We start from the raw sequence: 24,024 nt of genomic DNA, 5'->3' as shown, positions 1-24,024 counted from the left end.
GTGGAAGATAGGCCTTTACTCCTGCGATTACGCCTTGCATGTCCTGTAAGGGCCCCGCCTCATCGCGAGCAGGCTGGCACACAAGAATGGCGTTCACAAATCCGGACAGCACACAAACCCACTGTGGGAGCGGGCTTGCTCGCGAAAGCGGACTGTCAGCCGAGGAAAATTCAGCTGATCCAACGCCTTCGCGAGCAAGCCCGCTCCCACAGTTGTTTTTGGGTGTTGATGAGCCAGGTGTTTCAGCCTCATTTGAGGCCCCTCGCTGAATCCCTCACCCCCGCCGCTGGATAAACGCCCGAATCCGTTCCGCCGCTTCCACACATTCCGCCAGTGGCGCGACCAATGCCATGCGCACGCGCCCGGCGCCGGGGTTGGTGCCATCGACCTCACGGGACAGGTAGGAGCCCGGCACCACGGTCACATGTTCCTGTTCGAACAGGTCCCGGCAGAATGCCGCGTCGTCGCCCGCCACGTTCGGCCATAGGTAGAAGCTGCCGTCGGGACGTTGCACGTCCAGCACCGGGCTGAGGATGTCCAGCACCGCATCGAACTTCTCGCGATACAGCGCCCGGTTGGCCCGCACGTGTTCTTCGTCGTTCCACGCGGCGATGCTCGCCAGTTGGGTCTGCACCGGCATCGCACAGCCGTGATAGGTGCGATACAGCAGGAAACCCTTGAGGATGTCCGCGTCGCCGGCCACGAAACCGGAGCGCAGGCCTGGCAGGTTGGAGCGCTTGGACAGGCTGTGGAACACCACGCAACGCTTGAAGTCCTTGCGCCCGAGTTCGACACAGGCACTGAGCAGCCCCGGCGGCGGGGTCTGTTCGTCGAAATACAGTTCGCTGTAGCACTCGTCGGCGGCGATCACGAAGTCGTGCTCATCGGCCAGGGCGATGAGTTTCTTCAGCACATCTACCGGAATCAGTGCACCGGTCGGGTTGCCGGGCGAGCACAGGAACAGGATCTGGCAGCGTTTCCAGATGTCCGGCGACACGGCGTCGAAGTCCGGGTTGAAGCCGTTTTCGTCCAGGCATGGCAGGTAATGCGGCTTGGCTCCGGCCAGGAACGCGGCGCCCTCATAGATCTGGTAGAACGGGTTCGGACTGACGACCAATGCATCGTCGCCACGGTTGACCACGGTCTGGGTGAAGGCGAACAGCGCCTCACGGGTGCCGTTGACCGGCAGCACGTGGCGCGCCGGGTCGAGCCAGTCGTTCGGGACATTGAAGCGCCGCTCGCACCAGCCCACGATGGACTCGCGCAGGGCAGGCAGGCCAAGGGTGGTCGGGTAGACGGCCATCTGGTCCAGGTTGTTCGCCAGCGCGTCGGCCACGAAGCTCGGGGAGCGGTGTTTGGGCTCACCGATGGACAGGGCGATCGGGCGCTTGCCAGGGTTTGGCGTGACGCCGCCCAGCAGGGCGCGGAGCTTTTCGAACGGGTAGGGCTGCAACTGGTTCAGAGCGTTGTTCATCGAGGGCCTCTTCAAAGTGGGGCGCTGTCCTTGTGGGAGCGAGCCTGCTCGCGATAGCGGTGGGTCAGTCAACATCAAGGTCGGCTGATCTGACGCTATCGCGAGCAAGCTCGCTCCCACAGGGGGGAAAATCGTGGGTTCAGATGCTGATACGCGTCGGGTTGATATCGGTTTCCTGATTGACGCTCAAATGCCGGACGATCGCGTCCTGCAAGCGGCTGCATAACTGTGGGTCGGACAACGGTTGGTTATGCGCATCGGTGATGAGGAACACGTCCTCCACCCGCTCACCCAGGGTGGCGATCTTGGCGTTCTGCAACGACAGGTCGAACTCCAGGAAAATATGCCCGATCCGCGCCAGCAGGCCCGGACGGTCCGGGGCGCTGAGTTCCAGCACCGTGACCTGGCGCAGGGCGTCGTTGTGGATGGTCACTTGGGGCGCAAACGCGAAGTGCTTGAGCTGGCGTGGCACCCGGCGCTGGATGATGGTCGGATAGTCCGCCGGGTTACGCAGGGCCTCGGTGAGGCCGTCGCGAATCTGCTTGACCCGTGCCGGGTTGTCGCCGATCGAATCGCCGTCGGTGTCCAGCACGATGTAGGTGTCGAGGGTGAACTGGCTGCTGGACGTGATGATCCTGGCATCGTGGATGTTGAGGTTGAGTTGATCCATCGCGGCCACGGTCACGGCGAAGAAATCATGCTGGTCCGGGGCATAGATGAAGATTTGCGTGCCACCCTCGAACTCGCGCTGGGTGGTTTCCTTGATCAACACCAGGGGGCCGCCATCGGCCGGTTGCTGCAGGATCGCGTCGCTGTGCCAGGCCACGTCGCCTGCGGTATGGCGCAGGAAATAATCATCGCCCAATTGCGACCAGAGCTGTTCGACGTCGTCCGGGTCGGTGCCGCCGCGCACCAGGATGTCCAGGGCGGCACTTTGTGTACGACGGATCTGCTCTTCCCGGTCCACCGGGTTTTCCAGGCCGCGACGCAAGGCGCGCTTGGTCTCGGTGTAGAGTTGGCGCAACAGGCTGGCACGCCAGGAATTCCACAGCGTGGGATTGGTGGCATTGATGTCGGCCACGGTGAGTACGTAAAGGTAGTCCAGGCGCGTTTCATCGCCGACGGTCTGAGCGAAGTCGTGGATCACTTGCGGGTCGGATAGGTCCTTGCGCTGGGCCGTGGTCGACATCAACAAATGATTCTGGACCAGCCAGACGATCAGCCGGCTGTCCCAGACCGGCAGTTGATGCCGCTGGCAGAACGCTTCGGCATCCACCGCACCGATCTCGGAGTGGTCGCCGTGACGACCCTTGCCGATGTCGTGATACAGCCCGGCCATGTAGATCAGCTCGGGCTTGGGCAGCTTGCCCATGAGCTTGCTGGCCAGCGGGAATTTCTCGGACACCTGGGTGTATTGCAACTTACGCAGGTGCTTGATCAGGTTCAGGGTGTGGGCGTCGACCGTATAGATGTGGAACAGGTCGTGCTGCATCTGTCCGACGATGAAACCGAACTCCGGCAGATAGCGCCCCAGGATCCCGTAGCGGTTCATGCGCCGCAGATTGCGATGCACGCCGATCTTGCATTTGAACAACTCGATGAACAGGCTGGTGTTGCGGATATCGTGGCGGAAGTCATCATCGATCAGGTGACGATTTTCCCGCAGCAGGCGGATGGTGTCGGCCCGCACCCCCTTGATTTCCGGCTGCTGGGCCATGAGCACGAAAATTTCGATCATGGCGAAGGGCGTGCGGCGAAACACGTTCGCGTTGCGTGCCTCGATGTAGCCATCGTGCAACTGGAACCGGGCGTTGATGGGTTGTGGCGGCTCGGCGTCTTCCGGCGCGAGGATGACCTCCTCGAAGTGCTGGATGATCAGCTCGCTGAGTTGGGCGATGCTCATCACCACCCGGTAGTACTGCTGCATGAAGTTTTCGATGGCCTGCTTGGCATCACTTCCTTCGAAGCCCAGCAGGCCCGCGATGGAGCGCTGGTGATCGAACAGCAAGCGGTCCTCGGCGCGTCCGGCGAGCATGTGCAGGGCGTAGCGAACCTTCCACAAAAATTCCTGGGAAGATGCCAGCAAGGCATTTTCGCTCTCCACCAGAAACCCTTCGCCAGCCAGGGCCCGCAGGTTCAGGGTTCCGTACTCGCGACGGGCAACCCAGAGGATGGTCTGGATATCCCGCAGTCCGCCGGGCGAGCCCTTGACGTTGGGTTCCAGGTTGTATTCGGTGTCGTTGTACTTGTGGTGGCGGGCCTTCTGCTCGGCATGCTTGGCCAGGAAAAAGTCCTTGCTGGGCCACATGTGCGCCGTGCTGGTGACGTCGAGCATGCGCTGACGAAGGTGCTCGGGACCGGCGATGGTGCGGCTTTCCATCAGGTTGGTGATGACTGTCAGGTCGGCACGGGCTTCATCGGCGCATTCCTGCACCGAACGCACGCTCTGGCCGACTTCCAGGCCAATGTCCCAGAGCAGCGTCAGGAAGCGCTCGATGGAATCGCGAAAGACTTCGTGGTCGGCGCCGTCCAGCAGGATCAGCAAATCGATGTCGGAATAGGGGTGCAGTTCGCCACGACCATAGCCGCCCACCGCCACCAGGGCGATGTGGGTGTCGGGGCTCCAGTTGAACTGCTCCCAGGCCCTTTGCAGGATGTTATCGACGAACCAGGCACGGTCCTCGATCAGCCGACGGATATCCCGGCCATTGCGGAAGCGCTGGTCGAGCACTTCACGGGCCTGGCGGATCGCCTTCTTGAAGGCCGCGATGGGGCTTGCCTTCAGGGCCAGTTCAGCCTGGAACTGGCCTCGGTCGAAGAGTTCGGGATCCACCTGCGGCATCGAATGGCTTTCCTTTCTATCTATAGCTGGGGTCGGTTCAGGCGGAAACGCGAGGGATGGTGTCGTCGCTGCGCAGGGTAAAGATCTCGTACCCGGTCTCGGTCACCAGCAGGGTATGCTCCCATTGGGCCGACAGCTTGCGGTCCTTGGTGATGGCGGTCCAGCCGTCGCCCAGTACCTTGGTTTCGGCGCGACCCTGGTTGATCATCGGCTCGATGGTGAAGGTCATCCCCGCCTGCAGTTCCATGCCGGTGCCGGCGCGGCCGTAGTGCAGAATCTGCGGTTCTTCGTGGAAGACCTTGCCGATGCCGTGGCCACAGAATTCGCGTACCACGGAAAAACCGTTCTTCTGCGCATGCTTCTGGATCACTTCGCCGATATCGCCCAGGCGGCAGCCCGGCTTCACCAGCTCGATGGCCATGTACATGCATTCCTGGGTGACTTTCGACAGGCGCTGGGCCCATTCCGGCACGTTGCCGACATGGAACATGCGGCTGGTGTCACCGTGATAGCCGTCCTTGATGACGGTGACGTCGATGTTCAGGGTATCGCCATCCTTCAACGGCTTTTCGTTGGGGATACCGTGGCAGACCACATGGTTGATCGAGGTGCAGATCGACTTCGGAAAGCCCTTGTAGTTGAGCGGCGCGGGGATGGCTTTCTGCTCGTTGACGATATAGTCGTGGCAGATACGGTCCAGCTCTTCGGTGGTGACGCCGGGCTTGACGTAGTCGGCGATCATTTCCAGCACATCGGCGGCGAGTTTGCCCGCGACACGCATTTTCGCGATGTCCTCGGGGGTCTTGAGGGTGACGGTCATACAGGCTCTCTCTGCGCCCGGCGGCGCTGTTCGAAACGAAATGGGCGGCGGAGGATGTTCCGGGCGGCCCTTAAAGACGCGATTCTAACAGACGATCGGGGCAAAGCGCTCCCGGCCTGGCGCTCCATGGTGAGTGGATTGAGTAAGCAAAGCTTGCTCCCTTCATCCTCTCGCCACAGGTTTTCAGAATCCGGGTTTCGTTTTCGCCCTTGCTGTGGTATAAAATGCGCCGCTTTCCGGGGATGACCCCGCAAGCTTAAATCCACACACGTGTCGACACGATGACCTGGGTGCCTTCGGCTTATATAAGTCGCTGGTTGGTCATTGGGATACGTGGAGGCCAAACCCGACTTATCAAGGAACTATCATGTCCCAAGTCAACATGCGCGATATGCTGAAGGCCGGTGTGCACTTCGGCCACCAGACCCGTTACTGGAACCCGAAAATGGGCAAGTACATTTTCGGCGCGCGTAACAAGATCCACATCATCAACCTTGAAAAAACCCTGCCGATGTTCAACGAAGCACTGACCTTCGTAGAGCGCCTGGCCCAGGGCAAAAACAAGATTCTGTTCGTCGGCACCAAGCGTTCCGCTGGCAAGATCGTTGCTGAAGAAGCAGCACGTTGCGGTTCGCCGTACGTCGATCACCGCTGGTTGGGCGGCATGCTGACCAACTTCAAGACCATCCGCGCTTCCATCAAGCGTCTGCGTGATCTCGAAGTCCAGTCCGAAGACGGCACTTTCGCCAAGCTGACCAAGAAAGAAGCGCTGATGCGCACTCGCGATCTTGAGAAGCTGGACCGCTCCCTGGGCGGTATCAAGGACATGGGCGGTCTGCCTGACGCACTGTTCGTGATCGACGTTGATCACGAGCGCATCGCGATCACCGAAGCCAACAAGCTGGGTATCCCGGTCATCGGCGTTGTCGATACCAACAGCAGCCCGGAAGGCGTTGACTACATCATCCCAGGCAACGATGACGCCATCCGCGCCATCCAGCTGTACATGGGTTCGATGGCTGACGCTGTTATCCGTGGTCGCAACAACGTTAATGGCGGCACCGAAGTCTTCGCTGAAGAAGCTCCGGCAGCAGCCGCTGAGTAATCGACGCCCCTGGCGTTGGCTCAGTAAGCAAAAAGGGGGCTTGGCCCCCTTTTTGCCACCTCGAAAACCATTTGTCGCCGGCACCGCTACCTGTTTGTAACCTGCCGCGGTCTATAAGCAGTGGTTTTCAGGAAGAATTGATCGCCCGTTCGGTCGGGTGGAATGGTTGAAAACCTATCCAAGAGGATTTTGAAATGGCAGAGATTACTGCAGCGTTGGTCAAAGAACTGCGCGAGCGTACCGGCGAAGGCATGATGGATTGCAAGAAAGCCTTGACCAAGGCTGGCGGCGACATCGAGAAAGCCATTGATGACATGCGTGCTTCGGGCGCGATCAAGGCTGCCAAGAAAGCCGGCAACGTTGCCGCTGAAGGCGCCATCGCCATCAAGGACGACGGCAAGGCCGCCGTGCTGCTGGAAGTGAACTCCCAGACCGACTTCCTGGCTCTGCAGGACGACTTCAAGGCATTCGTCGCTGCCAGCGTTGAAAAAGCTTTCGCTGACAAGCTGACCGATGCCGCTCCGCTGATCGAAGCTCAGGAGCAAGCGCGTCTGGTTCTGGTTGGCAAGACCGGCGAGAACGTCAATATCCGTCGTCTGGTTCGCGTTGAAGGTGACGTGGTCGGTACTTACCTGCACGGCAACAAGATCGGCGTGGCTGTCGTCCTCAAGGGCGGCGACACCGAGCTGGCGAAAGAAATCGCCATGCACGTAGCGGCAACCAACCCTGAATTCCTGCTGCCTTCGGACGTTTCGGCTGAAGCGATCGAGCGTGAAAAAGCGGTTTTCCTGCAGCTGAACGAAGAGAAGCTCAAAGGCAAGCCTGCTGACATCGCCGAGAAAATGGTGGCTGGCCGTATCTCCAAGTTCCTGGCCGAAGCCAGCCTGGTTGAGCAGGCTTTCGTCAAGAACCCGGAAATCAAGGTGGGTGACCTGGCGAAGAAAGCCGGCGCTGAAATCGTATCCTTTACCTACTTCAAAGTAGGCGAAGGCATCGAGAAGCCGGTCGACAACTTCGCTGAAGAAGTTGCCGCCCAGGTAGCTGCTGCCGCCAAGCAATAAGACAGGTTTTTACAACTGTCGCCCAGAAGAGGCTGCCCGCTCACGCGCGCAGCCTCTTTTTGGATGAGGACGCCGATTTATATTGGTTTCCTGTCGGAACTGGCTTACAAAGCCGTGTTCCGATGACGCTGTGTCAGCGTCAAGCTAGGCTGAAGGCAGGCTGTAAACAGCTTGCAAAGAATTTTTGAAAATACGCCGCAGGAGAGATTCGCAATGGCTCAGCAGGGCAGTGGTTATCAGGCTCGCTATAAACGCATTCTACTCAAGCTTAGCGGCGAGGCCCTGATGGGCTCGGAAGAGTTCGGGATCGATCCGAAAGTGCTGGATCGCATGGCCCTGGAAGTCGGTCAGCTGGTCGGGATCGGTGTCCAGGTCGGCCTGGTCATCGGCGGCGGCAACCTGTTCCGCGGCGCGGCCCTGAGCGCGGCTGGCATGGATCGGGTCACGGGCGACCACATGGGCATGTTGGCCACCGTGATGAATGCGCTGGCTATGCGTGACGCGCTGGAGCGTGCCAATATCTCGGCCATCGTGATGTCGGCCATTTCCATGGTTGGCGTGACCGATCACTACGATCGCCGCAAGGCCATGCGCCACCTCAACTCCAAGGAAGTGGTGATTTTTGCTGCCGGCACCGGCAATCCGTTCTTCACCACGGATTCGGCCGCCTGCCTGCGAGCGATCGAGATCGATGCCGATGTCGTGCTCAAGGCGACCAAGGTTGACGGCGTCTATACCGCTGACCCGTTCAAGGACCCGCATGCCGAGAAGTTCGATCATCTGACCTACGATGAAGTGCTGGATCGCAAGCTGGGTGTCATGGACCTGACGGCTATTTGCCTGTGCCGCGATCACAAGATGCCGCTGCGTGTCTTTAACATGAACAAGCCCGGTGCCCTGCTGAATATCGTGCATGGCGGCGCCGAAGGAACCCTGATCGAGGAAGTTCAACAATGATCAATGAAATCAAGAAAGACGCCGAACAGCGCATGCAGAAGTCCCTGGAGTCTCTGGCGCACAACTTCGGTCGTATCCGCACCGGCCAGGCGCACCCGAGCATTCTCGAAGGCGTGATGGTGCCTTACTACGGTACCGACACCCCGATCAAGCAAGTGGCCAACATCACGGTCAAGGACGCCCGCACCCTGCAGGTCGTGGCCTTTGAGCGTAACATGCTCGCTGCGGTCGACAAGGCCATCGGCAGTGCCGGTCTGAACCTGAACCCGACCAACCTGGGTGAGTTGCTGCTGATCTCCATGCCGGCTCTGACCGAAGAAACCCGCAAGGGCTTCACCAAGCAGGCCCGCGATGTGGCTGAAGAAGCCCGTGTTGCCGTGCGCAACATCCGCCGCGATGCCAACAGTTCGCTCAAGGACCTGGTCAAGGAAAAGGAAATCAGCGAGGACGAAGAGCGCCGCGCCGCGGGCGAGATCGACGACCTGACCAAGAAGTATGTGGCTAAGATCGACGCGGATTTGGCGCAGAAAGAAAAAGACCTGATGGCCGTATAAGGGTCTCGTTTTCATGGAAAAGACCAAGCAGGCCGGGTCGTTCGCGGTGCCGCGCCATGTGGCGATCATCATGGACGGCAATAACCGCTGGGCCAAGAAACGCTTCATGCCCGGTGTCGCCGGGCATAAGGCGGGGGTCGATGCGGTTCGCGCGGTCATCGAGGTGTGCGCGGAGGCCGGGGTTGAAGTGTTGACCCTGTTCGCCTTCTCCAGTGAAAACTGGCAGCGTCCGGCCGATGAGGTCAGCGCCTTGATGGAGCTGTTCCTCAAGGCCTTGCGCCGTGAAGCCAAGCGCCTCAACGAGAACAGTATCAGCCTGCGTATCATCGGTGATCGCTCGCGCTTTCATCCGGAGTTGCAGGCCGCGATGCGCGAAGCCGAGGCCGCTACAGCCGGTGCCGACCGCTTTGTCCTGCAGATCGCCGCCAACTATGGCGGCCAGTGGGACATTGCCCAGGCTGCCCAGCGGTTGGCACGCGAAGTTCAGGCCGGGCATCTGCGGCCGGAAGACATCACGCCCGATCTGCTGCAAACATGCCTGGCCACGGGCGACCTGCCATTGCCGGACCTGTGCATCCGCACGGGGGGCGAGCATCGCATCAGCAATTTCCTTCTCTGGCAGCTGGCTTACGCCGAGCTGTACTTCTCCGACCTTTTCTGGCCGGACTTCAAACACGAAGCCATGCGCATTGCGCTGGCCGATTTCGCTTCCCGTCAGCGTCGTTTCGGTAAAACGAGCGAGCAGATCGAAGCTGGAGCCCGGGTTTAATGCTTAAACAACGAATCATCACCGCCCTGATCCTGTTGCCCATCGCCCTGGGTGGTTTCTTCCTGCTCGAAGGGGCTGGCTTTGCCCTGTTCATCGGCCTGGTCGTGACACTGGGGGCATGGGAGTGGGCACGGCTGGCGGGTTTTGCCGCGCAGTCGGCGCGCATGACCTACGCGGCGGCCGTGGCGGCCATGCTGTTCGTTATGTACGTGGTGCCGGGCATCGCACCCTGGGTGCTGGGCGCGTCGGTGCTGTGGTGGGCAACGGCAACGTTCCTGGTGCTGACCTACCCTCGGACCACCCATCACTGGGCCAACGCGGCGACCAAGCTGACCATTGGCCTGTTGATCCTGCTGCCGGCCTGGCAAGGGCTGATCTGGATCAAGCAGGGCCCGTTGGGCAACTGGCAGATCATGGCTGTGATGGTGCTGGTCTGGGGCGCTGATGTCGGTGCTTATTTTTCCGGCAAGGCGTTCGGCAAGCGTAAGCTTGCGCCGAAAGTCAGTCCCGGCAAGAGCTGGGAAGGTGTCTACGGTGGCCTGGCCTTGAGCCTGGTGATCACGACGGTGGTCGGTGTCATGCGCGAATGGACGGCTGGGCAGTTGCTGATCGGCCTGTTCGGCGCCGCGCTGATCGTATTCGTATCGGTGGTCGGCGACCTGACCGAAAGCATGTTCAAGCGCCAATCCGGAATCAAGGACAGCAGTAGTCTATTGCCAGGCCATGGCGGCGTGCTGGACCGCATTGACAGCCTGACGGCTGCGATCCCGATCTTTGCCGTGCTGTTGTGGATGGCTGCGCCGTGAGTCGCCCTCAACAGATCACTGTACTGGGGGCCACCGGTTCGATCGGTCTTAGCACTCTGGATGTCATTGGCCGGCATCCAGAGCGTTACCAGGTCTTTGCCCTCAGTGGTTTCACCCGGCTGAGCGAATTGCTGGCCTTGTGCATGCGCCATGCCCCGCGATTCGCGGTGGTGCCGGAGGCCGGCGTGGCGCGGGCGTTGCAGGACGACCTGCGCGCTGCCGGCCTGCAGACCCAGGTGCTGGTCGGAGAGGAAGGGCTGTGTGAAGTGGCCTCCGATCCTGAGGTCGATGCGGTGATGGCGGCGATTGTTGGTGCGGCTGGCCTGCGTCCCACCCTGGCGGCGGTGAAGGCGGGCAAGAAGATCCTGCTCGCCAACAAGGAAGCGCTGGTCATGTCCGGCGCGCTGTTCATGCAAGCTGTCGGAAAAAGTGGTTCGGTGCTGCTGCCGATCGACAGTGAGCACAATGCGATTTTTCAATGCATGCCGCAGGATTTTTCCCGCGGCCTGGATGCGGTGGGGGTCCGGCGAATTTTGCTGACGGCGTCCGGCGGTCCGTTCCGGCAGACCCCCCTGGCGGAACTGGAGCATGTCTCGCCTGAGCAGGCCTGCGCTCATCCGAACTGGTCCATGGGGCGCAAGATTTCTGTGGACTCGGCCAGCATGATGAACAAAGGGCTGGAGCTGATCGAGGCCTGCTGGCTGTTTGATGCCAAGCCGTCCCAGGTCGAGGTGGTGATCCATCCCCAGAGCGTGATTCATTCTCTGGTGGATTATGTGGACGGTTCGGTACTGGCCCAGTTGGGCAACCCGGACATGCGTACCCCCATCGCCAATGCGCTGGCCTGGCCAGAGCGGATCGATTCGGGTGTGGCGCCGCTGGACCTGTTCGCCATCGCTCGCCTGGATTTCCAGGCGCCCGACGAGCAGCGCTTCCCTTGCCTGCGCCTGGCCCGCCAGGCCGCCGAGGCAGGAGACAGCGCACCGGCCATGCTGAACGCGGCCAATGAAGTGGCGGTAGCCGCGTTTCTCGATGGGCGTGTCCGTTACCTTGAGATCGCGAGTATCATCGAAGAGGTCTTGAACCTCGAGGCTGTGGTTCGCCTCGATGATCTCGACGCGGTATTCACTGCCGACGCCAAGGCTCGCGAGCTGGCGGGCCAATGGTTGAAGCGCTACGGGCGTTGAGGTTGCGATACGTTAGCCAGGGTCGCCCTGGACTGGATTGCGGAGAAAGCAGATGAGCGCGCTCTATATGATTGTCGGCACCCTGGTTGCGTTGGGTGTGCTGGTCACTTTTCACGAATTCGGTCATTTCTGGGTCGCGCGTCGCTGTGGCGTGAAGGTGCTGCGTTTTTCCGTTGGCTTCGGCATGCCGTTGCTGCGCTGGCATGACAAGACAGGTACCGAGTTCGTCGTGGCGGCTATCCCGTTGGGCGGTTACGTAAAAATGCTCGACGAGCGCGAAGGTGAAGTGCCTGCCGATCAGCTCGACCAATCCTTCAATCGCAAGACCGTCCGTCAGCGCATCGCCATCGTGGCGGCGGGTCCGATCGCCAATTTCCTGCTGGCGCTGGTGTTTTTCTGGGCGCTGGCCATGTTGGGTAGCGAGCAGGTGCGGCCGGTCATCGGCGCGGTCGAGGCCGGCAGCGTGGCGGCGCGCGCCGGGCTGAGCCCGGGTCAGGAGATCGTGGCGGTCGACGGTGAGCCAACCTCCGGCTGGGCGGCTGTCAATCTTCAATTGGTGCGTCGGCTTGGCGAGAGTGGATCGTTGCAGTTGATGGTGCGCGAGCAGGGCTCGACGACAGACTCACCTCGGGAACTGGTGCTGGATAACTGGCTCAAGGGAGCCGATGAACCGGACCCGATCCGTTCCCTGGGCATTCGCCCCTGGCGCCCGGCACTGCCGCCGGTCCTGGCCGAGCTCGACCCGAAAGGTCCGGCCCAGGTCGCGGGCCTCAAGACCGGTGATCGCCTGCTGGCCCTCGACGGGCAGTCAGTCAGCGACTGGCAGCAGGTGGTCGACGCGGTTCGTGTACGTCCTGATACCAAAATTGTGCTGCGCGTCGAGCGCGACGGTGTTCCAATCGACGTCCCGGTCGCCCTGGCTGCCCGTGGCGAGAGCAAGGCGCCGAGCGGCTACCTGGGGGCGGGTGTCAAGGCCGTCGAGTGGCCACCGGAAATGATCCGCGAGGTCAGCTTCGGGCCTGTCGCGGCGATTGGCGAGGGTGCGCGTCGTACCTGGACCATGAGTGTTCTGACCCTCGATTCGCTGAAGAAAATGTTGTTCGGTGAGCTCTCGGTAAAAAACTTGAGTGGACCGATAACCATTGCTAAAGTGGCGGGCGCTTCTGCCCAGTCGGGCGTCGCTGATTTCCTGAATTTCCTTGCTTATCTGAGCATTAGCCTGGGGGTTCTGAATTTGCTGCCTATCCCGGTACTGGATGGGGGGCATCTGCTGTTTTATCTGATCGAGTGGGCGCGTGGTCGTCCCTTGTCGGATCGGGTTCAAGGTTGGGGGATACAGATCGGTATCAGCTTGGTGGTCGGGGTTATGTTGCTTGCCCTGGTCAACGATCTGGGTCGTCTGTAACGCTTCGCTGAATTGCGAATCTGCCGCATTTTGCGGCAGTTTGTTTATTGCCAGTTGGAATAAGAAAGGACTTCATGAAACGTCTGCTGCTAACCGCGGTAATTACCGTGTTGATGATCGCCGAAGTTCACGCCGAGTCCTTCACTATCTCTGATATTCGCGTCAACGGCCTCCAGCGGGTCTCCGCGGGTAGCGTGTTTGGTGCCTTGCCGTTGAACGTCGGCGAGCAGGCGGATGATCGGCGCCTGGTGGAGTCCACTCGTGCGCTGTTCAAGACCGGCTTCTTTCAAGATATCCAGCTGGGCCGCGACGGCAATGTCCTGGTCATCACGGTTGTGGAGCGGCCTTCGGTCGCCAGTATCGAGATCGAGGGCAACAAGGCGATCTCCACCGAAGACCTGATGAAGGGCCTCAAGCAATCCGGTCTGGCCGAAGGCGAGATCTTCCAGCGTGCGACCCTCGAAGGCGTCCGTAACGAACTGCAACGCCAATACGTCGCCCAGGGCCGCTACTCCGCCACCGTCGACACCGAAGTGGTGCCGCAGCCGCGCAACCGCGTTGGCCTCAAGGTCAATATCAACGAAGGCACCGTAGCGGCGATCCAGCACATCAACGTCGTGGGCAACACGGTTTTCCCCGACGAAGACCTGATCGACCTGTTCGAACTCAAGACCACCAACTGGTTGTCGTTCTTCAAGAACGATGACAAGTACGCCCGTGAGAAACTCTCCGGTGACCTGGAGCGTCTGCGTTCCTATTACCTGGACCGTGGCTACATCAACATGGACATCGCCTCGACCCAGGTGTCCATCACGCCGGACAAGAAGCACGTCTACATTACCGTCAACGTCAACGAAGGCGAGAAGTACACCGTTCGCGACGTCAAGCTCAGCGGTGACCTGAAGGTGCCCGAAGACCAGGTCAAGTCGCTGTTGCTGGTGCAGAAGGGCCAAGTGTTTTCGCGCAAGCTGATGACCACCACCTCCGAACTGATCACCCGTCGACTGGGTAACGAAGGCTATACCTTCGCCAACGTCAACGGCGTGCCGCAGCCGCACGACGAAGACCATACCGTCGACATCACCTTCGCCGTGGACCCGGGCAAGCGTGCCTATGTCAACCGCATCAACTTCCGTGGCAACACCAAGTCCGAGGACGAAGTGCTGCGTCGCGAAATGCGCCAGATGGAAGGTGGCTGGGCTTCGACCTACCTGATCGACCAGTCCAAGACCCGTCTGGAGCGCCTGGGCTTCTTCAAGGAAGTCAACGTCGAGACACCGGCGGTACCGGGCGTCGATGACCAGGTCGATGTGAACTACAGCGTCGAGGAGCAGGCTTCCGGCTCGATCACCGCCAGCGTCGGTTTTGCCCAGAGCGCCGGCCTGATCCTCGGTGGTTCGATCACCCAGAACAACTTCCTGGGTACCGGTAACAAGGTCAGCATCGGCCTGACCCGCAGCGAATACCAGACCCGTTACAACTTCGGTTTCGTGGACCCCTACTGGACCGCAGACGGTGTGAGCCTGGGTTATAACGCCTTCTACCGCACCACCGACTATGACGAGCTGGACTCCGATATTTCCAGCTATGCCGTCGACAGCTACGGTGTCGGCGCCAACATCGGCTATCCGATCAGCGAGACCTCGCGCCTGACGTTCGGTCTGACTGCCCAGCAGGACAAGATCAACACCGGTCGTTACACCGTTGACGAGATCTTCGACTTCGTCAAAAAGGAAGGCGACAGCTACCTGAACTTCAAGGCGTCCGCTGGCTGGTCCGAGTCGACCCTGAACAAAGGTGTGCTGGCGACCCGTGGTCATTCCCAGAGCCTGGTTTTTGAAACCACGACCCCTGGCAGCGACCTGTCGTTCTTCAAGCTCGACTACCGTGGCCAGCTGTTCCAGCCGTTGACCGATACCTACACCATGCGCCTGCACACTGAGCTGGGTTATGGTGACGGCTACGGTTCCACCGATGGCCTGCCGTTCTACGAGAACTACTATGCAGGTGGTTTCAACTCGGTTCGTGGTTTCAAGGATAGTACCCTGGGTCCGCGCAGTACCCCGAGCCGGGGTGCGGCCGTCACTGGTAACACGGGGACCGTGGCCGATCCGGATCAGGATCCGCTGCCGTTCGGTGGCAACGTACTCATCCAGGGTGGCCTGGAAGTCCTGTTCCCAATGCCTTTCGTCAAGGACCAACGGTCTCTGCGCACCTCGGTATTCTGGGATGTGGGCAACGTTTTCGACTCGAGTTGCGACGACACCACAAACGCCAACGGCACCAAGTCCAACGCGAAATGCAACGACATCAGCCTCAGCAACCTGGCCAGTTCCGTGGGCGTGGGCGTGACCTGGGTCACCGCGCTCGGTCCTTTGAGCTTCGCCCTGGCGATGCCGATCAAGAAACCGGATGACGCTGAAACCCAAGTGTTCCAATTCTCCCTCGGCCAGACGTTCTAAGCGTCAGACCCAAGATAACGACAATGGATTTTGTAGGAGTACATCGTGCGTAAGTTGACTCAATTGGTTCTCCTGGCGACCGTACTGGTCGCAGGTCCGGCATTTGCCGACATGAAGATTGCCGTGCTGAACTATCAGATGGCCTTGCTGGAATCCGATGCGGCCAAGAAGTACGCCGTGGATGCCGAGAAGAAGTTCGGCCCGCAACTGACCAAGCTCAAGAGCCTGGAAAGCAGCGCCAAAGGCATTCAGGACCGTCTGGTAGCCGGCGGCGACAAGATGGCCCAAGGCGAGCGTGAGCGTCTGGAGCTTGAATTCAAGCAAAAGGCCCGTGACTTTCAGTTCCAGTCCAAGGAGCTGAACGAAGCCAAAGCCGTGGCCGACCGTGAAATGCTCAAGCAGCTCAAGCCCAAGCTCGACAGTGCCGTGGAAGAAGTCATCAAGAAAGGTGGTTTTGACCTGGTGTTCGAGCGTGGCGCGGTGATCGATGTCAAACCTCAGTACGACATCACGCGCCAGGTCATCGAGCGCATGAATCAGCTGAAGTAATCCATGACAGCGACTATCAAGCTTGGCCAGCTGGCCGAGTTCCTCGGCGCCACCCTGCGTGGCGACCCGGAGAAGGCAATCACTGGGCTGGCCACTTTGCAAGAGGCTGGCCCAGCTCAATTGAGCTTCCTGGCAAATCCCCAGTACCGCAAGTACCTGGCCTACAGCCGCGCTGCCGCGCTGTTGCTCAAGGCTGCCGATGCCGAAGGTTTTGCCGGTGATGCCCTGATTGTGCCCGACCCGTACCTGGCCTATGCACGGATTTCCCATCTGTTCGACCCCAAGCCCAAGGCGGCTGCCGGCATTCATCCCAGTGCGGTGATTGCTGCCGATGCCGTGGTGGACCCCTCCGCCAGTATCGGTCCTTTCGTGGTCATCGAAAGTGGGGCGCGCATCGGTGCGGGTGTCACGCTGGGGGCTCATTGCTTCGTCGGCGCTCGCAGCGAGATAGGCGAGGGCGGCTGGCTGGCGCCCCGGGTCACCCTGTACCACGACGTACGCATCGGCAAGCGGGTGGTCATCCAGTCCGGCGCGGTGCTGGGGGGTGAAGGGTTCGGTTTTGCCAACGAAAAAGGCATCTGGCAGAAGATTGCCCAGATCGGTGGCGTGACGGTCGGCGACGACGTCGAGATTGGCGTCAACACTGCCATCGACCGTGGTGCGTTGGCCGACACGATCATCGGTAATGGCGTCAAGCTGGACAACCAGATCCAGATTGCCCACAACGTTCAGGTCGGTGATCACACCGCCATGGCGGCCTGCGTGGGGATCTCCGGCAGCACCAAAATCGGCAAGCATTGCATGCTCGCCGGCGGCGTAGGGCTGGTGGGGCATATCGAGATCTGTGACAACGTTTTCCTGACCGGGATGACCATGGTGACTCACTCGATTACCGAGCCGGGTGCCTATTCTTCCGGCACCGCCATGCAGCCGGCGGCCGAGTGGCGCAAGAGCGCGGCCCGTATCCGGCAGCTCGACGACATGGCTCGACGCCTGCGACAGCTGGAAAAGCGTGTGGGGGACGTGACCCCTGACGGTAATGCTTCATCAGATGGCTGATACCATTTTCATATCAAGTGTGCACAGCCGTTAGACTGCCTCCTTGATTTGCCAGCGGAGTGCGTGGCAACCCGCGCTCCCAATCTTTACATAGGCTTCCCCCCGAAATGATGGACATCAACGAGATTCGCGAATACCTGCCTCACCGTTACCCGTTCCTGCTGGTGGATCGGGTAGTGGAGCTGGATGTTGAGGACAAGCGCATTCGCGCCTACAAGAATGTCAGCATCAACGAGCCGTTCTTCAATGGTCACTTCCCCGCGCATCCCATCATGCCCGGCGTGCTGATCATCGAGGCGATGGCTCAGGCTGCCGGGATCCTTGGCTTCAAGATCATGGACGTAAAACCCGCCGACGGTACGCTCTACTACTTCGTAGGCTCCGACAAGCTGCGTTTCCGTCAGCCGGTCACCCCGGGCGATCAATTGATCCTCGAGGCCAAGTTCATCAGTTGCAAGCGCCAGATCTGGAAATTCGAATGCCAGGCTTCGGTCGACGGCAAGCCAGTCTGCTCCGCTGAAATCATCTGTGCGGAACGCAAACTATGAGTTTGATCGACCCTCGCGCAATCATCGACCCGACGGCCGTCCTGGCCGCCGATGTCGAGGTCGGCCCGTGGTCGATTGTCGGCGCAGGTGTGGAAATCGGCGAGGGCACGGTGATCGGGCCCCACGTAATTCTCAAGGGACCGACCCGGATCGGCCGGCACAACCGCATCTACCAGTTTTCTTCGGTAGGCGAGGACACGCCCGATCTCAAATACAAAGGCGAGGAAACCCGCCTGGTCATCGGTGACCATAACGTGATCCGTGAAGGTGTGACGATTCACCGTGGCACCATTCAGGATCGCTCCGAAACGACCCTGGGCGACCATAACCTGATCATGGCTTATGCACACATCGGCCATGACAGCGTTATCGGCAACCATTGCATCCTGGTCAACAACACGGCGCTGGCCGGCCATGTTCATGTGGACGACTGGGCGATCCTGTCCGGCTTCACCCTGGTGCATCAGTACTGCCATATCGGCGCCCACAGTTTTTCCGGCATGGGCACCGCCATTGGCAAGGACGTTCCGGCCTATGTCACGGTATTCGGCAACCCGGCCGAAGCACGCAGCATGAACTTCGAAGGCATGCGTCGTCGCGGCTTCAGCGAAGAGGCTATTGCTGCGTTGCGTCGGGCCTATAAGGTTGTGTATCGCCAGGGGCTGACCGTCGAGCAGGCGCTGGCCGAGCTGGCCGAGGCTGCAGCGCAGCACCCTGAAGTCGCGATATTCCGCGACTCCATCCAGTCTTCGACCCGCGGCATCACTCGCTGACCATGGCGACCTTGCGTATCGCGCTGGTGGCGGGAGAGGCTTCCGGCGACATTCTGGGTGCCGGCTTGATGCGTGCGCTCAAGGCGCAGCATCCGGCAGTCGAGTTTATCGGCGTCGGCGGTCCGTTGATGCAAGCCGAGGGGTTGAACTCCTATTTCCCGATGGAACGCCTCTCCGTGATGGGTTTGGTGGAGGTGCTCGGTCGCCTGCGAGAGCTGCTGGCGCGCCGCAAGGCGCTGATCAAGACCTTGATCGAAGAAAAACCGGATGTGTTCATCGGCATCGATGCGCCGGACTTCACCCTCAATATCGAGCTCAAGCTGCGTCAGGCCGGGATCAAGACCGTGCACTACGTCAGTCCTTCGGTCTGGGCCTGGCGGCAGAAGCGTGTCCTGAAGATTCGCGAAGGTTGCGATCTGATGCTGACGTTGTTGCCGTTTGAGGCCCGGTTCTACGAGGAAAAGGGTGTGCCGGTGCGCTTTGTCGGTCACACCCTGGCCGATACCATTCCCCTGGAGGCCGACCGCAACGAGGCGCGCCAGGCGTTGGGCCTGCCTGAGGGGCCGCTGGTGGCCCTGATGCCGGGTAGCCGCGGCGGTGAGGTGAGTCGCCTGGGTGGCTTGTTCTTCGACGCCGCCGAACGGCTGCGGGCGGTGCGTCCGGAGGTGCGTTTCGTCCTGCCGTGCGCCAGTCCACAGCGCCGAGTCCAATTGGAAGCGCTGTTGGCGGGGCGCGATCTGCCGGTCACGTTGCTCGATGGCCGTTCCCACCAGGCACTGGCGGCCTGTGACGCCGTGTTGATTGCGTCCGGCACTGCTACCCTTGAAGCGTTGTTGTACAAACGCCCGATGGTGGTCGCCTATCGCCTGGCACCGTTGACGTTCTGGATCCTCAAACGCATGGTCAAGAGCCCCTACGTTTCCTTGCCGAACCTGTTGGCCCAGCGCTTGCTGGTGCCTGAGTTGTTGCAGGATGAGGCGACGCCCGAGGCGCTGGCCAATACGCTATTACCCTTGATCGAGGGTGGCGAGGAACAGACCCGGGGCTTCGATGAAATCCACCGTACCTTGCGCCGTGATGCCTCCAACCAGGCCGCGGATGCGGTACTGACCCTGATCGGCGCAAAATCATGAGCAACCCGAAGATGCAGATGGGCCTGGATTTCAATCTCGTCGCCGAGGTGGAAGAGTTGGTGGCGGGTGTCGACGAGGTAGGTCGTGGGCCGCTGTGTGGCGCGGTGGTGACGGCGGCGGTGATTCTCGATCCGAACCGGCCGATCCTGGGCCTCAACGATTCGAAGAAGCTGACCGAAGCTCGACGCGAAGCCCTCTATGACGAGATCTGCGAGAAAGCCCTGAGCTGGTGCATCGCCCGGGCGGAAGTCGAAGAAATTGATGAGCTGAACATCCTGCACGCCACCATGCTTGCCATGCAGCGGGCCGTGCAAGGGCTGCACATTACGCCGAAACTGGCGATGATCGATGGCAATCGCTGCCCGAAGCTGTCGATGCGCGCCGAAGCCGTCATCCAGGGCGACGGCAAGGTGCCGGCCATCGCGGCGGCATCGATCCTGGCGAAGGTCAGCCGCGACCGCGAGATGGCCGCCTTTGAAATGATCTACCCGGGCTACGGCATCGGCAACCACAAGGGTTATCCGACGCCCGTTCATCTGGAGGCCCTGGCACGCCTGGGCCCCACGCCCATTCATCGGCGCTCGTTCGCACCGGTGCGGCTGGCTTATGAAGCGCGTGAGGGGTTGATCATAAACAGTCAGTGCCCTGTTTCTTAAGACGAACGCTGCTTTTTGTGGCGAGGGGATTTATCCCCGCTGGGGCGCGAAGCGGCCCTTAAACCTGACAACTCGTTACATCTAATCGACTTTGGGACTGCTTCGCAGTCCAGTGGGGATAAATCCCCTCGCCACAACAGCCGTGCTCGCGTTTTCAAGACCGGACACTCATGGCTGATGTTTTACCCAAGGCCCGGTACAATCCGGGCCTTGTTGTTTTCATGACTTTACGCAGGATCACTATGCCGGCTTCATTCGTTCATCTACGCCTGCACACTGAATACTCCCTGGTTGACGGTCTGGTGCGGATCAAGCCGCTGATCAAGACCCTGGCCGGCATGAACATGCCTGCCGTGGCGGTCACCGACCAGAACAACATGTGTTCGCTGGTCAAGTTCTACAAGACGGCGATGGGCGGCGGGATCAAGCCGATCTGCGGCGCCGACCTGTGGCTGTCGAGCAAGGACCCGGATGCGCCGTTGAGCCGTATCAGCCTGTTGGTGATGAACGCCGTCGGCTATCGAAACCTCACCGAGTTGATTTCCCGTGGCTTTATCGATGGTCAGCGCAACGGCTCGATCATCATCGAGCGTGAGTGGGTGGCCGAGGCCAGCGAAGGTCTGATCATGCTGTCGGCGGCCAAGGAGGGCGAAATCGGCCTGGCCCTGCTCAGTGGTAATACCGAAGAGGCCGAGACCCTCGCCCGCGAGTGGATGGCCGTGTTCCCGGATCGCTTCTACATCGAAGTGCAGCGCACCAATCGCCCCAACGACGAAGAACACCTGCATGCCGCGGTGGCCCTGGCCGACCGGATCGGCGCGCCGCTGGTGGCGACCAACGACGTGCGTTTTATCAAGCAGGAAGATTTCGAAGCCCACGAAACCCGTGTCTGCATTGGTGAAGGCCGGGCCCTCGATGATCCACGCCGGCCGAAGAACTACAGCGACCAGCAATATCTCAAAAGCGCCGAGGAAATGGCCGAGCTGTTCAGTGACCTGCCCGAGGCGCTGGAAAACACCGTCGAAATCGCCAAGCGCTGCAACATCGAAGTGAAACTGGGCAAGCACTTCCTGCCCAACTTCCCGATTCCCGATGGCATGACCATCGACGAGTATTTCCGCAAGGTGTCCTTCGACGGCCTGGAGGAACGCCTCAGCGTCCTGCTGCCCAAGGACACCACCGAAGACTACGAGGCCAAGCGCCAGGTCTATGTCGACCGGCTGAATTTCGAACTGGATATCATCATCCAGATGGGATTCCCCGGTTACTTCCTGATCGTGATGGACTTCATCCAGTGGGCCAAGAACAACGGCGTGCCGGTGGGGCCTGGCCGTGGATCGGGTGCGGGCTCGCTGGTGGCCTACGTACAGAAGATCACCGACCTCGACCCGCTGGAATATGACCTGCTGTTCGAACGTTTCCTCAACCCGGAACGGGTTTCCATGCCCGACTTTGACGTCGACTTCTGCATGGACGGTCGCGACCGGGTGATCGACTACGTGGCCGAGAAGTACGGCCGCAATGCCGTGAGCCAGATCATCACCTTCGGTTCCATGGCCGCCAAGGCGGTGGTGCGGGACGTGGCGCGGGTGCAGGGCAAGTCCTATGGCCTGGCGGACCGGCTGTCGAAGATGATTCCGTTCGAAGTCGGCATGACCCTGGAGAAGGCCTACGAGCAGGAGGAAATCCTGCGGGACTTCATCAAGGTCGACGAAGAAGCCGCCGAAATCTGGGAAATGGCCCGCAAGCTTGAAGGCATCGTGCGTAACGTCGGCAAGCACGCCGGTGGCGTGGTGATCGCACCGACCAAGCTGACTGACTTTTCACCAATCTATTGCGATGAAGAGGGCGATGGTCTGGTCACCCAGTTCGACAAGGACGATGTCGAGGCGGCAGGCCTGGTGAAGTTCGACTTCCTGGGGCTGCGGACCCTGACCATCATCGACTGGGCGTTGAAAACCATCAACCGCGACCGGGCCAGGGCTGGCGAGGAGCCGTTGGACATCGCTTTCATTCCGCTGGACGACAAGCCGACCTACAGTCTGTTGCAGAAGGCCGAAACCACCGCGGTGTTCCAGCTGGAATCCCGAGGCATGAAGGAGCTGATCAAAAAGCTCAAGCCCGACTGCCTGGAAGACCTCATCGCGTTGGTGGCCCTGTTCCGTCCGGGCCCGCTGCAATCGGGCATGGTAGACGACTTCATCAACCGCAAGCACGGGCGCGCCGAGCTGGCGTACCCGCATCCGGATTACCAGTACGACGGCCTCAAGCCGGTCCTGGCACCGACCTACGGCATCATCCTGTACCAGGAACAGGTGATGCAGATCGCCCAGGTCATGGCGGGCTACACCCTTGGCGGCGCGGACATGCTGCGCCGGGCGATGGGTAAGAAAAAGCCCGAGGAAATGGCCAAGCAGCGCGGTGGCTTCATCGAAGGTTGCGCCAAGAACGGCATCGATGCGGACCTGGCCGGCAACATCTTCGACCTGGTAGAGAAGTTCGCCGGCTACGGCTTCAACAAATCCCACTCCGCCGCCTACGGCCTGGTGTCCTACCAGACCGCGTGGCTGAAGGCCCATTACCCGGCGCCGTTCATGGCCGCGGTACTGTCGGCGGATATGCACAACACCGACAAGGTCGTGACCTTGATCGAGGAAGTGCGGACCATGAAGCTGCGCCTCGACGCGCCGGATGTGAACGCTTCGGAGTTCAAGTTCACGGTGAACGAGGAAGGCCGCATCATCTATGGTCTTGGCGCGATCAAGGGCGTGGGTGAGGGGCCGGTAGAGGCCATCACCGAGGCGCGCCAGGACGGGCCGTTCAAGGATCTGTTCGATTTCTGCGCCCGGGTCGACCTCAAACGGATCAACAAGCGCACCCTGGACGGTTTGATCCGCAGTGGTGCGCTGGATCGGCTGGGTCCCTATTTCCACGATGAGCCCAAGGCTTACCAAGCCAACATCGACCGCAACCGTGCCGTGTTGCTGGCGGCCATGGAAGAAGCGATCAAGGCCGCCGAACAGACCGCCCGGACCCATGACAGCGGCCATGCCGACCTGTTTGGCGGGCTGTTCGTCGAGGAAGATGCCGATGTCTACGCCAACCATCGCAAGGCCAAGGAGCTGACCCTCAAGGAACGCCTCAAAGGCGAGAAGGACACCTTGGGGCTGTACCTGACCGGTCACCCGATCGACGAGTACGAGGGCGAGATCCGTCGCTTTGCCCGCCAGCGCATCATCGACCTGAAGCCGGCTCGCGATACGCAAACCGTCGCCGGGATGATCATTGCCCTGCGGGTGATGAAGAACAAGAAGGGCGACAAGATGGGCTTCATTACCCTCGACGACCGTTCCGGGCGCATCGAGGCCTCGCTGTTTGCCGATGCGTTCCATTCGGCCCAGTCGCTGTTGCAGACCGACGCGATGGTGGTGGTGGAAGGCGAGGTCAGCAACGATGATTTTTCCGGTGGCCTGCGGTTGCGGGTCAAGCGGGTGATGAGCATGGAGGATGCCCGTACCAACCTGGCCGAGAGCCTGCGCTTGAAGTTGCAGACCCAGGATCTCAAGGGCGATCAGCTACGCTGGCTGGGGGAGTTGTTCACCCGTCATCGCGGTGCCTGCCCGATCACCATGGAATACGTGCGCCCCGACGCCAAGGCCGTGCTGCAGTTCGGCGAAGGCTGGCGGATCGATCCGGCGGATGCGTTGATTCAAGCCTTGCGTGACCAGTTCGGCAAAGACAACGTCTTCCTCCAATACCGTTGACGGCCAGGTGCCACTCCTGGACTCGGAGTGGCCCTGACCCCAACCTGAATTTTTAATCTCGACCTGAACGCGCCTCTCCCTTAAGGTAGGGCGCGAATAG

The 24,024-nt window shown here is 60.6% G+C and carries 19 protein-coding genes; 16 read left to right on the top strand and 3 right to left on the bottom strand.

The features are described 5' to 3' along the window. Positions 1–274: 274 nt before the first annotated feature. The 3 genes from dapC to map form a co-directional block, all read right to left on the bottom strand. Complete coding sequence (gene dapC / locus EGM97_RS00365; RefSeq protein ID WP_238961360.1) at positions 275–1,474, bottom strand: succinyldiaminopimelate transaminase; 1,200 nt, start codon at positions 1,472–1,474, stop codon at positions 275–277. Between the two features lie 139 nt (positions 1,475–1,613). Further along, the gene (locus EGM97_RS00360) at positions 1,614–4,316 is read right to left on the bottom strand and encodes a [protein-PII] uridylyltransferase (RefSeq protein ID WP_238961359.1); all 2,703 of its coding nucleotides are present in this window, start codon (positions 4,314–4,316) and stop codon (positions 1,614–1,616) included. A gap of 37 nt (positions 4,317–4,353) precedes the next feature. After that, on the bottom strand, positions 4,354–5,136 hold the full coding sequence (gene map / locus EGM97_RS00355) for a type I methionyl aminopeptidase (protein WP_053152730.1): 783 nt from the start codon (positions 5,134–5,136) through the stop codon (positions 4,354–4,356). A 367-nt stretch (positions 5,137–5,503) separates the two neighbouring features. Between map and rpsB the strand changes: the two genes are divergently transcribed. The 16 genes from rpsB (at position 5,504) to dnaE (ending at position 23,924) form a co-directional block, all read left to right on the top strand. After that, the gene (gene rpsB, locus EGM97_RS00350) at positions 5,504–6,241 is read left to right on the top strand and encodes a 30S ribosomal protein S2 (RefSeq protein ID WP_003198231.1); all 738 of its coding nucleotides are present in this window, start codon (positions 5,504–5,506) and stop codon (positions 6,239–6,241) included. Positions 6,242–6,435: 194 nt separating this feature from the next. Then, positions 6,436–7,302 (top strand): translation elongation factor Ts, encoded by an 867-nt coding sequence (gene tsf / locus EGM97_RS00345; protein ID WP_053152732.1) that lies wholly within the window; start codon positions 6,436–6,438, stop codon positions 7,300–7,302. Positions 7,303–7,515: 213 nt separating this feature from the next. Continuing rightward, positions 7,516–8,259: a UMP kinase gene (pyrH, locus tag EGM97_RS00340; protein WP_003198235.1), complete on the top strand. Its 744-nt coding sequence runs from the start codon at positions 7,516–7,518 to the stop codon at positions 8,257–8,259. Next, positions 8,256–8,813 (top strand): ribosome recycling factor, encoded by a 558-nt coding sequence (gene frr, locus EGM97_RS00335; RefSeq protein WP_053152734.1) that lies wholly within the window; start codon positions 8,256–8,258, stop codon positions 8,811–8,813. The genes pyrH and frr overlap by 4 nt, the downstream gene beginning before the upstream one ends. Before the next feature lie 13 nt (positions 8,814–8,826). Continuing rightward, positions 8,827–9,582 (top strand): polyprenyl diphosphate synthase, encoded by a 756-nt coding sequence (gene uppS, locus EGM97_RS00330; protein ID WP_053152735.1) that lies wholly within the window; start codon positions 8,827–8,829, stop codon positions 9,580–9,582. After that, on the top strand, positions 9,582–10,388 hold the full coding sequence (locus EGM97_RS00325) for a phosphatidate cytidylyltransferase (RefSeq protein WP_238961358.1): 807 nt from the start codon (positions 9,582–9,584) through the stop codon (positions 10,386–10,388). Before uppS ends, EGM97_RS00325 begins: the two co-directional genes overlap by 1 nt. Further along, positions 10,385–11,575: a 1-deoxy-D-xylulose-5-phosphate reductoisomerase gene (ispC, locus tag EGM97_RS00320; RefSeq protein WP_238961357.1), complete on the top strand. Its 1,191-nt coding sequence runs from the start codon at positions 10,385–10,387 to the stop codon at positions 11,573–11,575. Before EGM97_RS00325 ends, ispC begins: the two co-directional genes overlap by 4 nt. Positions 11,576–11,627: 52 nt before the next feature. After that, positions 11,628–12,980, top strand: coding sequence for a sigma E protease regulator RseP (rseP, locus tag EGM97_RS00315; protein WP_238961356.1), 1,353 nt, complete (start codon positions 11,628–11,630; stop codon positions 12,978–12,980). 74 nt (positions 12,981–13,054) lie between these two features. Continuing rightward, a complete protein-coding gene (gene bamA, locus EGM97_RS00310) occupies positions 13,055–15,442 on the top strand; it encodes an outer membrane protein assembly factor BamA (protein WP_238961355.1) in 2,388 nt (795 codons plus the stop codon). 45 nt (positions 15,443–15,487) lie between these two features. Then, positions 15,488–15,991: an OmpH/Skp family outer membrane protein gene (locus EGM97_RS00305; RefSeq protein WP_024779019.1), complete on the top strand. Its 504-nt coding sequence runs from the start codon at positions 15,488–15,490 to the stop codon at positions 15,989–15,991. 3 nt (positions 15,992–15,994) lie between these two features. Beyond that, positions 15,995–17,050, top strand: coding sequence for a UDP-3-O-(3-hydroxymyristoyl)glucosamine N-acyltransferase (lpxD, locus tag EGM97_RS00300; RefSeq protein ID WP_238961354.1), 1,056 nt, complete (start codon positions 15,995–15,997; stop codon positions 17,048–17,050). Positions 17,051–17,157: 107 nt separating this feature from the next. Beyond that, positions 17,158–17,598, top strand: a complete 441-nt coding sequence (gene fabZ / locus EGM97_RS00295) for a 3-hydroxyacyl-ACP dehydratase FabZ (RefSeq protein WP_053152746.1) — start codon at positions 17,158–17,160, stop codon at positions 17,596–17,598. After that, the gene (gene lpxA, locus EGM97_RS00290) at positions 17,595–18,371 is read left to right on the top strand and encodes an acyl-ACP--UDP-N-acetylglucosamine O-acyltransferase (protein ID WP_053152748.1); all 777 of its coding nucleotides are present in this window, start codon (positions 17,595–17,597) and stop codon (positions 18,369–18,371) included. Before fabZ ends, lpxA begins: the two co-directional genes overlap by 4 nt. A 2-nt stretch (positions 18,372–18,373) precedes the next feature. Continuing rightward, positions 18,374–19,504: a lipid-A-disaccharide synthase gene (lpxB, locus tag EGM97_RS00285; RefSeq protein WP_238961353.1), complete on the top strand. Its 1,131-nt coding sequence runs from the start codon at positions 18,374–18,376 to the stop codon at positions 19,502–19,504. Positions 19,505–19,515: 11 nt separating this feature from the next. Further along, positions 19,516–20,160: a ribonuclease HII gene (gene rnhB, locus EGM97_RS00280; protein WP_238961626.1), complete on the top strand. Its 645-nt coding sequence runs from the start codon at positions 19,516–19,518 to the stop codon at positions 20,158–20,160. 242 nt (positions 20,161–20,402) lie between these two features. Next, positions 20,403–23,924 (top strand): DNA polymerase III subunit alpha, encoded by a 3,522-nt coding sequence (dnaE, locus tag EGM97_RS00275; RefSeq protein WP_238961352.1) that lies wholly within the window; start codon positions 20,403–20,405, stop codon positions 23,922–23,924. Positions 23,925–24,024 lie beyond the last annotated feature (100 nt).

This window comes from Pseudomonas sp. AF32 (genome assembly GCF_022342325.2).
GTDB classification, from domain to species: Bacteria; Pseudomonadota; Gammaproteobacteria; order Pseudomonadales; family Pseudomonadaceae; genus Aquipseudomonas; species Aquipseudomonas uvaldensis.
Note: the sequence above shows the minus strand (reverse complement) of the source record. Positions and strands in the feature narration are given on the sequence as shown.

What these genes read in the sequence shown, in the direction of transcription:
- dapC (WP_238961360.1), bottom strand. Translation starts at nt 1,474, where the DNA reads ATGAACAACGCTCTGAACCAGTTGCAGCCCTACCCGTTCGAAAAGCTC.
- EGM97_RS00360 (WP_238961359.1), bottom strand. Translation starts at nt 4,316, where the DNA reads ATGCCGCAGGTGGATCCCGAACTCTTCGACCGAGGCCAGTTCCAGGCT.
- map (WP_053152730.1), bottom strand. Translation starts at nt 5,136, where the DNA reads ATGACCGTCACCCTCAAGACCCCCGAGGACATCGCGAAAATGCGTGTC.
- rpsB (WP_003198231.1), top strand. Translation starts at nt 5,504, where the DNA reads ATGTCCCAAGTCAACATGCGCGATATGCTGAAGGCCGGTGTGCACTTC.
- tsf (WP_053152732.1), top strand. Translation starts at nt 6,436, where the DNA reads ATGGCAGAGATTACTGCAGCGTTGGTCAAAGAACTGCGCGAGCGTACC.
- pyrH (WP_003198235.1), top strand. Translation starts at nt 7,516, where the DNA reads ATGGCTCAGCAGGGCAGTGGTTATCAGGCTCGCTATAAACGCATTCTA.
- frr (WP_053152734.1), top strand. Translation starts at nt 8,256, where the DNA reads ATGATCAATGAAATCAAGAAAGACGCCGAACAGCGCATGCAGAAGTCC.
- uppS (WP_053152735.1), top strand. Translation starts at nt 8,827, where the DNA reads ATGGAAAAGACCAAGCAGGCCGGGTCGTTCGCGGTGCCGCGCCATGTG.
- EGM97_RS00325 (WP_238961358.1), top strand. Translation starts at nt 9,582, where the DNA reads ATGCTTAAACAACGAATCATCACCGCCCTGATCCTGTTGCCCATCGCC.
- rseP (WP_238961356.1), top strand. Translation starts at nt 11,628, where the DNA reads ATGAGCGCGCTCTATATGATTGTCGGCACCCTGGTTGCGTTGGGTGTG.
- bamA (WP_238961355.1), top strand. Translation starts at nt 13,055, where the DNA reads ATGAAACGTCTGCTGCTAACCGCGGTAATTACCGTGTTGATGATCGCC.
- lpxD (WP_238961354.1), top strand. Translation starts at nt 15,995, where the DNA reads ATGACAGCGACTATCAAGCTTGGCCAGCTGGCCGAGTTCCTCGGCGCC.
- fabZ (WP_053152746.1), top strand. Translation starts at nt 17,158, where the DNA reads ATGATGGACATCAACGAGATTCGCGAATACCTGCCTCACCGTTACCCG.
- lpxA (WP_053152748.1), top strand. Translation starts at nt 17,595, where the DNA reads ATGAGTTTGATCGACCCTCGCGCAATCATCGACCCGACGGCCGTCCTG.
- lpxB (WP_238961353.1), top strand. Translation starts at nt 18,374, where the DNA reads ATGGCGACCTTGCGTATCGCGCTGGTGGCGGGAGAGGCTTCCGGCGAC.
- rnhB (WP_238961626.1), top strand. Translation starts at nt 19,516, where the DNA reads ATGCAGATGGGCCTGGATTTCAATCTCGTCGCCGAGGTGGAAGAGTTG.
- dnaE (WP_238961352.1), top strand. Translation starts at nt 20,403, where the DNA reads ATGCCGGCTTCATTCGTTCATCTACGCCTGCACACTGAATACTCCCTG.